This window comes from Acinetobacter endophylla (genome assembly GCF_053543775.1).
The window spans coordinates 1-8431 of the sequence record NZ_JBLVOM010000244.1; the positions used below are offsets into that span (position 1 = coordinate 1).

Genomic DNA, 8431 nt, shown 5'->3' on the forward strand with positions numbered 1-8431 from the left:
TGCATACGTCGATAAAATGATTGTGGTAAGCACTTGATGGGCAAGGCTTTAGATGCAGAAGAAAGATTACATGTTTGCTTTAAAATAATCACAAGCATGATGAGCGCAAAGCACTTTAAATGTGACTTGTTCCATTTTAGAGATTTGTTTAAGATAAGATATAACTCATTGAGATGTATCATAGTATTCGTCGTTAGAAAACAATTATTGTGACATTATTTCAATGAGTTATCTATTTTTGTCGTGTACAGAGGATTCCATTTTTTCTTGGCTTTATGACGCGATTCACTCTAGTAAAAGCTAAAGGTCTGGATTGGTATCAAAATGTCTTCTTACCTAAGATCAGTCCACTGAGTTTGTTGGCTTTATTATTCACGATTGTGGCGATGTTTAGCCTGAAAGGGAATGATGTGGTGAGCTTACCACTCGATGTCTTGCGTATTGCCATTCCATTGACGATTTACTTTATCGTGATGTTCTTCATCAGCTTCTTTATGAGCAAGTGGATGGGGAATGACTATTCTAAAACCACAGCCATTTCTTTTACTGCTGCGGGAAATAACTTTGAATTGGCACTTGCTGTAGCGATTGCAACTTTTGGTTTAGCTTCACCTGTGGCGTTTACCACGGTAATCGGCCCATTGGTTGAAGTACCAGTGTTGATTGCTTTAGTCAGTGTGTCTTTGTGGCTCAGAAAAAAGTTTTTTAAAGCAGAGGTGTAATTTCTATGACTCTCCCAAATGTAGATATGAATCTTTTGGATCAACCGACTTTAGAAAAGGTACAAGCTAAAGAATTGGATCATCCACCCCGTATTTTGCTGCTGTATGGTTCAAACCGTGAGCGTTCATACAGCCGTTTGGCTGTAATGGAAGCAGGACGTATCTTGGAGCAGTTTGGTGCCGAAGTAAAAATCTTTCATCCTAAAGGGCTGCCTTTACCTGAAGATGCGGACACTGAACATCCAAAGGTTAAAGAGTTGCATGATTTACTCGCTTGGGCAGAAGGAATGGTGTGGTGCTCGCCTGAGCGTCATGGCTCAATGAGTTCAATTTTCAAATCGCAAATTGACTGGATACCATTGGCAGGCGGTGCAATTCGTGCAACGCAAGGTAAGACCTTAGCTTTGATGCAGGTCAGTGGTGGTTCGCAATCTTTTAACAGCTTAAACCAGATGCGTATTTTAGGTCGTTGGATGCGTATGATCACCATTCCAAACCAATCGTCTATTCCCAAAGCTTTTTTAGAGTTTGAAGAAGACGGCAGGATGAAACCTTCAGCCTTTTATGATCGAATTGTCGATGTCATGGAGGAGCTGTATAAATTCACGCTACTGACGCGTGGGCAAAGTCAGTACCTCACAGACCGTTATTCAGAGCGAAAAGAGTCGGCAGAAGAATTATCTAAGCGTGTCAATCAACGTAGCTTATAAACTTTAGATGATCAAAGATGTTGAAAAGCAGCTTGAGCAATTGAAAAGCCCAATTACAGAGTTGATCAATTTGTAAAATTCGCTCAGCCTGTTGCATAGACTGGGCTTTTTAATTTTGAATATGGCTTAACTATAGCAAATGGGAGAGTGGCTTTGGCTCAACTAAAAGCAGAAGTTGATGTGGTTATCATCGGTGGTGGTCAGTCGGCACTTGCTACAGCGTATTTCCTCAAACGTAAAAAAGTGCCATTTGTGATTTTAGATGATCAATCGCAAGCTGGCGGTGCATGGCTGCATGCTTGGCAGTCGCTATGTCTTTTTTCACCGCATACATGGAGTTCGTTGTCAGGTTGGATGATGCCAACGACTGAACGCACCTACCCAACGCGAAATGAAGTGATCGAGTATTTGTCGGCATACGAGCAACGCTATCAATTTCCGACCATTCGGCCAGTCCATGTCGATCATATTGAACAAGAAGATGACTATTTAGATGTGTATGCTGGAGATCAATATTGGCGGGCAAAGGCTGTGGTCAGTGCAACAGGTACATGGAGCAAGCCTCATATTCCTAATGATATTGGACGTGAAAAATTTAAAGGAATACAGCTTCATTCAGCGGACTATGTCAATGCAATACCTTTTAAGAATAAGAAAATCATCGTTGTAGGTGGTGGAAACTCAGGCGCGCAAATTCTTGCCGAAGTTTCAAAAGTGGCAGAAACGACTTGGGTCACGACGACAGCACCAGCATTTTTATCAGATGATGTGGATGGGCGAGTCTTGTTTCTTCGTGCAACGGAGCGTTTAAAAGCACAACAGGAAGGTCGGAGTTTGGAACAACTCGCAGGTGGGTTGGGAGATATTGTCATGATTGACAGTGTTAAAGAGGCAAGAACACGAGGAGTTTTGCACAGTCGAGAGCCTTTTGTCGCATTTGCTGAGCATTCGGTTGTTTGGGCTGATGGTTCAACTCAAGCGGTAGATGCTGTCATTTGGTGTACAGGATTTAACCCTGCACTTAATCATTTAAGAGGTCTTGGTGTGGTCGAGCCTGATCAAACGGTTGCTGTCCATAATGGGCGTTCAATGAAAGTAAATAACTTATGGTTGGTTGGCTATGGTGAGTGGACAGGCATGGCATCGGCGACTTTAATTGGAGTGTCCAGAACAGCAAGAGCAACGGTAGATGAAATAGCTGCCTATTTGACTGGTACTTAAACCTATAAGTTTAAAGGGATGCATAGACAGGTTTCATGTATGAACAATTCGATTTGATTCGATACGGATGAGGACGGAAATAGGATTCACCGTGAAGCAAATGGAAAGCAATTTTTGATGATTGATAGGAGATTTAAGGTATTCTAAGTAGCTAATTAAAATAAGAAAACCTATCTATTTAAATCAGAAAAGCAGCGGAAGCTGCTTTGCGTTTTTTTATCATCGTTGAAGTTGCCTCTAAGGCATTCACCATCAGCACAACCTCCGCCAGACTTAAGCATCTACTTTGGCGGTACGAGAGTTATGGCTTAATTCATCTGCATGTAGGAAATGCGTATGCTGCGGCGCGCGTTTGGTTTTGCTCCATTCTTCCAACATGTCATATTTCATTTGTTCAGTAATCATGGCAATTTTTTGTGGCGCTTTTTCATCGTCATAGGCCAGTTCCAAACGATGACCATTTGGATCAAAGAAATAAATTGAGTGGAAAATACCATGATTGGTAATGCCCAAGACCTCTATGCCATTGGCTTCTAGGTGTTCTTTAGCATCAATCAGTGCCTGACGGTCTTTGACTTTGAGTGCAATGTGCTGCACCCATTTGGGGGTGTTTTCATCGCGGCCCATTTCAGGCTGGGTCGGTAGTTCAAAGAAAGCCAACACATTGCCGTTTCCTGCGTTTAGGAAGAGGTGCATATAGGGATCAAAGGCTTTGGTTGAAGGGACATGGTCTTCAGCAAAGGCGAGAATGAAATCCATGTTTAGATTTTTTTTGTACCATTCCACCGTTTCTTTGGCATCTTTACAACGGTAGGCCACGTGGTGAATTTTTTCAATTTGAATGGTCATTTTTATATCCTTATAAAAAACTTAAGTTGCATCAGGTTGCATTTCAGGTGCAGCGTATTGAAAGGCTTCTAAAGTGTTGCAATGGGTATAGATCGAACAAATTTTTGGATAATCGGATAAATCAAGATTAAAACGTAGAGCGTTATAGACTTGTGGAATCAGGCAGCAATCCGCTAGGGTCGGCTGATTGCCAAAACAGAATTTGCCATTTGACTGTTCCAGTTGTGCTTCAAGGGCTTTAAAGCCCGTTAAAACCCAGTGTTTATACCAAGCTGTTTTCTGCTCATCACTTATTTCAAATGTACCCGTCAGGTACTGAAGTACCCGTAGGTTGTTGAGTGGATGGATATCGCAGGCAATACTCAAACTAAATGCACGGATCAAAGCACGCTGCTGCAAGTCTTGAGGGAGCAGGGCCATGTCTGGGAATTTTTCTTCTAAATATTCAAGAATACTTAGCGATTGGATCAAGACAAAATCTTGCTCTGCCCATGTGGGCACCAGCTTACTCGGATTGATTTGACGGTAGCTTTCACTATGATGTTCACCACCATTATTGACTAAGTGCACAGGTACATGTTCAGCAGTCAGACCTTTTAAATTCAGGCCAATACGAACTCGGTAAGCCGCAGAACTACGAAAATAGGTATACAGTTTCATGGGCAAGATCCTAGTCTGCAATTATTGGGTAAAACCAAAATCCACTGCTGGCAGAATTTTGCCGCTGACTTCACCAAAGCCAATACGCAAATCATCTTTTTCGCAATAGCCTTTCATAATGATGGTATCGCCGTCTTGAATGAAGTTACGCTGTTCGCCATTTGATAGCGTTAAAGGTTTGGTGGCATTCCATGTGATTTCGAGCAATGAACCATAAGAATCTGGAGTTGGCCCTGAAATGGTCCCTGAACCCATCAAATCACCGACCTGCAAGTTACAGCCCGCAATCGTATGATGTGTGAGCTGCTGAGCCATGGACCAGTACATATATTTAAAGTTGGTTTTGCAGATCACATCACTTTTTTCGTCATTCTCAGGCTGAATTTCAACCGAAAGATGAATGTCATAGCTGTTGCTGCTGTTGTCTTCACACAGATAAGCCAAAGGTTTTGGCTCTTGTTCAGGCGAACTGGTTTTAAATGGCTCAAGTGCTTCTAGCGTCACAATCCAAGGTGAAATAGACGACGCAAAAGTTTTGGCATTAAACGGACCAAGTGGCACATATTCCCATTGCTGCAAGTCACGAGCAGACCAGTCATTAAACAGCACCATACCGAAAATATGATCCCAAGCGTTTTCAATTGGAACAGGTTGACCCAGCTGACTTGCCTTGCCTACGATAAAACCAGTTTCAAGTTCAAAGTCGAGTTTACGGCAAGCAGAAAATACGGGACGTTCTGAATCTGGCAGCTTGATTTGTCCTGATGGACGGACAATGTCAGTGCCGCTCACAATAACTGAGCTGGCACGTCCATTATAACCAACAGGGAGTTCTGACCAGTTGGGCAACAGCGCATTTTTCGGGTCACGGAACATGCAACCGACATTGGTGGCATGTTCTTTAGATGAATAGAAATCGGTATAGCCTGAGATGTGTACAGGCATATGCATTTTAACGTCTGATTGTTTGAAGAAGACCTGATCACGCAGGGCCTGATTATCACGAAGATCAGGATTATTTGCGGACAACAAAGCTTGTAATTCTGCGCGGACCTTAGACCAATTGACTTGACCTGATTCAATAAACATATTCAGTGTCGGCTGATTAAAGAGCAGTTTGCCATCTGCCTGTTTACAATAACCATGCGCTTCCAGTACCGCTAGATCAACCACCCATTCTCCCAGTGCTACGCCAGCACGAGGCTGCGAATTGTGTTTTTCACTAAAAATGCCATAAGGCAGGTTTTCTAGCGGGAAATCTGAATGTGCAGCAATTTCAACAAATGACTTCAAGCGTTTGCTCATGGATATTGATCCTTTCCGTGGAAAATTTAAGTTCTAGATAGAATCATACTTATATTTTAAAATTACGCAATAAATAATTTATTTATGAATAATGTAAATTGTTGAGTTGTACTACTCTGAATGAGAGAGTCAGGTTTAGATGGCTCACATTTTTGATTTAAGTAGTACAATTCACCAATGGAGTTATGACAACTAATGCAGCTATGCAGGGTAAAGCGATGAGTGTTGAGGAAGAAAAAATACAGGGAGGGGTTCAGTCTCTGGAAGTTGGATTAACCGTATTAGATGCATTAACCGCACATAATGCACCGATGATGTTAAAAGAGCTGTCCGAAGTTTTATCCATGCATCCGGCCAAAGTACACCGTTATGTGGTGAGTTTGATTCGTAAAGGCTATGCTCAGCAATTAGCGGATGGGCGTTATAGTTTAGGTGAGCGCGCACATGCTTTTGGGGTGAATGCACTCAAACGAACAGATATGTTGGAATTAAGCCAGCGTTATATTCAGGACATTCAGCAACGTCTGAATTGCAGTATTCATGTGAGTAAATGGTTTGCCGATGGTGCGGTCGTGGTTCAGTCTCTAGAATCTAACCATGTCTTTAATATTATTACCCGAGTTGGTTCACGCATGCCGCTGCTGAAATCTGCGACAGGGCGCTTGCATGCCTGCTTTCAGCCTGAGCACATCATCAAGCCATTATTGGAAAAAGAATGGGAAAGTAGCGCTAAACCAGAGCAGTATCCTGCAAATTGGGAAGATTTTTTAGAACTGAAAGCGAAAATTCTGAGTCAAGGTTATGCTTCAGTCACAGGAGATATGATGGCTGGGATCAATGCGATTAGTATTCCAGTCTTTAATTTCACGCAGCAACTGGATCATGTCATTACTTGTATTGGCACAGAAGATCAGTTACCTGAAGGACAAATGCAGCAGGCAATTGATTATGTACTTGGCGTACAGCGGCAGATTGATGCTTTATTTCATCCGGCTGCTGCCATATAAAAGCGTCGATTGCATTGAAAAGATGAATTAAGTTTTAAATCCACCCTTTGGTGGATTTTTTTATTGGGTTGTGGTGGTTGGCAGTCGAAATATTTGATTTTTTACCGCGCTGTCTAAAGGCGAAGGGGGAATCACGAACTAGATAGCTAAGCTGAAACCCGTAGACTTAGGTTGCCTTGATTCAAGTTCTGAAAAATAACGATAAAAAAGGCTTCTAACCCTAGAGTGAGAAGCCTAAGTAAACATGATATACCTTAAGCAAGCACAGACTCAGCGGAACTTGCAGCTTTAAGCACGGTCGCCATCGACTCAGCTACATAATCAATATTGTTTAAATTTAGGCCAGCAGTACACATACGGCCACTGCGGACTAAATAAATACCATAATCTTGTTTGAGCAAATCGACCTGTTCTGCACTTAAGCCGGTATAACTAAACATGCCTTGTTGCTGGGTCAGATAGCTAAAGTCCATATCTGGTAGCGCTTGACTGAGTTTGTCTTCAAGTAAGCGACGCATCAGTAAAATGCGCTGACGCATTTCTTCTAATTCAGACTGCCATAGCTGAGACAACGCTGTGTCATTTAATACCTGACTCACCAATAACGCACCGTTGGCTGCTGGGCTAGAATAAATGCGGCGGACTGTCGCTTTAAGCTGACCCAATACATTTTGGGCAATGTTTGCGTCATCGCAGACAAAGCTTAAGCTACCAACGCGTTCGCCATATAAGGAAAAGATCTTCGAAAAAGAATGGCTGACAATAAAGTTCATACCAGATCGATCTAGCGCGTGTATCGCATAAGCATCTTGCTCCAATCCTTGACCAAAACCTTGATAGGCCATGTCCAAGAAAGGAATCAAGTCATTTGCTTTTAGAACCTCAATCACTTGATCCCATTCATGAGGCTCTAAATCTGCACCTGTAGGGTTATGACAGCAAGGATGCAGTAGTACGATACTTTGAGCAGGTAGCTGCCTTAAGGTATCTAGCATCGCCGTTAGATTTACGGCATGGGTGTCCGCATCATAATAAGGGTAGAAATGGGTTTGAACACCAGCGCCATTAAAGATCGCAATATGGTTTTCCCAAGTCGGCTGACTGACCCAGATCTCGGACTGCGGAAAGTATTTGTTCAAAAAGTCTGCCCCCACTTTGAGTGCACCAGAACCACCCAAAGTCTGAATGGTGACGACACGCCCTTGCTGACGGGCAGGGCTAGCGTGACCGAAAATGAGTTCTTGTGCAGCCTGATTAAAGCTCTTGAGCCCATCCATCGGCAAATAGACTCGGACTTTGTCATAGTCAGGAATTAAATGAGTATAGGCTTTTTGAACCGACTGTAGCTGCGGCACGATATTATCTTCATTATAATAAAGTCCGATACTGAGATTGACCTTATTCTGGCGCGTATCTTTGCTGAATTCCTCCATCAGAGAAAGAATCGGGTCACCTGCATAGGCATCAATATGTTGAAACATGAATACATCCTAATATGATAAATACGATATTACGCTTCTGGTAAGGAAGTGATTTTACTTTTTTCAAGCAACGCAACATGATCTTCTTGCTTCCGTTTAAAGAAGTAAGCCGTCAGTAAAATCGTAATCCAGACTGGAATCATGAGAACTGCGATTTGCATATCTGGGCTACGACTCATAATAAGCAGAATACACGCCATGAAGGCAATACATAAATAATTGGTAAATGGATAGGCCACACTTGGAAAGTGAGTTTTTACCTGCATACGATTCATAGCTTTTTTAAACTTTAAATGGGTATAAGAAATCACGACCCAGTTAATCACAATAGCCGCTACGACCAGCATCATGAGTAAGTTAAATGCTTTTTCAGGAAATAAATAGTTAATCAGAACACATATTAAAGTAAAGAAAGCTGAAACCATAATGGCATTTACAGGAATACCACGCGGATTAATTTTGCTTAAAAATTTTGG

The 8431-nt window shown here is 42.2% G+C and carries 8 protein-coding genes and 2 pseudogenes; 4 read left to right on the forward strand and 6 right to left on the reverse strand.

Annotated elements, in window-relative coordinates; translation table 11 throughout:
- A pseudogene (locus tag ACNPNW_RS11455) lies at positions 1–182 on the reverse strand (IS4-like element ISAba33 family transposase); the annotation flags it as partial.
- 72 nt (positions 183–254) lie between these two features.
- Here ACNPNW_RS11455 and ACNPNW_RS11460 point away from each other — a divergent pair.
- From ACNPNW_RS11460 to ACNPNW_RS11470, 3 genes and pseudogenes are all read left to right on the forward strand, one after another.
- Positions 255–722, forward strand: a pseudogene (locus ACNPNW_RS11460) (arsenic resistance protein); the annotation flags it as partial.
- Between the two features lie 5 nt (positions 723–727).
- Positions 728–1432, forward strand: coding sequence for an arsenical resistance protein ArsH (gene arsH, locus ACNPNW_RS11465; RefSeq protein WP_114836886.1), 705 nt, complete (start codon positions 728–730; stop codon positions 1430–1432).
- A 153-nt stretch (positions 1433–1585) separates the two neighbouring features.
- Positions 1586–2653, forward strand: coding sequence for an ArsO family NAD(P)H-dependent flavin-containing monooxygenase (locus tag ACNPNW_RS11470; protein WP_180644817.1), 1068 nt, complete (start codon positions 1586–1588; stop codon positions 2651–2653).
- A gap of 273 nt (positions 2654–2926) precedes the next feature.
- On the opposite strand, the gene ACNPNW_RS11475 is transcribed toward ACNPNW_RS11470, so the two are convergent.
- Genes ACNPNW_RS11475 through fahA form a run of 3 tightly spaced genes read right to left on the reverse strand, consistent with a single transcriptional unit; the run spans position 2927 to position 5467 of the window.
- Positions 2927–3502 (reverse strand): VOC family protein, encoded by a 576-nt coding sequence (locus ACNPNW_RS11475; protein WP_180644818.1) that lies wholly within the window; start codon positions 3500–3502, stop codon positions 2927–2929.
- Positions 3503–3523: 21 nt separating this feature from the next.
- On the reverse strand, positions 3524–4162 hold the full coding sequence (gene maiA / locus ACNPNW_RS11480; protein ID WP_180644819.1) for a maleylacetoacetate isomerase: 639 nt from the start codon (positions 4160–4162) through the stop codon (positions 3524–3526).
- Positions 4163–4183: 21 nt separating this feature from the next.
- Positions 4184–5467, reverse strand: coding sequence for a fumarylacetoacetase (gene fahA, locus ACNPNW_RS11485; protein ID WP_180644917.1), 1284 nt, complete (start codon positions 5465–5467; stop codon positions 4184–4186).
- A 185-nt stretch (positions 5468–5652) separates the two neighbouring features.
- Between fahA and ACNPNW_RS11490 the strand changes: the two genes are divergently transcribed.
- Positions 5653–6474: an IclR family transcriptional regulator gene (locus ACNPNW_RS11490; protein ID WP_180644919.1), complete on the forward strand. Its 822-nt coding sequence runs from the start codon at positions 5653–5655 to the stop codon at positions 6472–6474.
- A 254-nt stretch (positions 6475–6728) separates the two neighbouring features.
- On the opposite strand, the gene ACNPNW_RS11495 is transcribed toward ACNPNW_RS11490, so the two are convergent.
- Both ACNPNW_RS11495 and ACNPNW_RS11500 read right to left on the reverse strand, forming a co-directional pair.
- On the reverse strand, positions 6729–7955 hold the full coding sequence (locus ACNPNW_RS11495) for an amino acid aminotransferase (protein ID WP_180644921.1): 1227 nt from the start codon (positions 7953–7955) through the stop codon (positions 6729–6731).
- 29 nt (positions 7956–7984) lie between these two features.
- Positions 7985–8431, reverse strand: a 447-nt coding sequence (locus tag ACNPNW_RS11500) for an amino acid permease (protein WP_527890972.1), incomplete at its 5' end; no start/stop codon positions are given.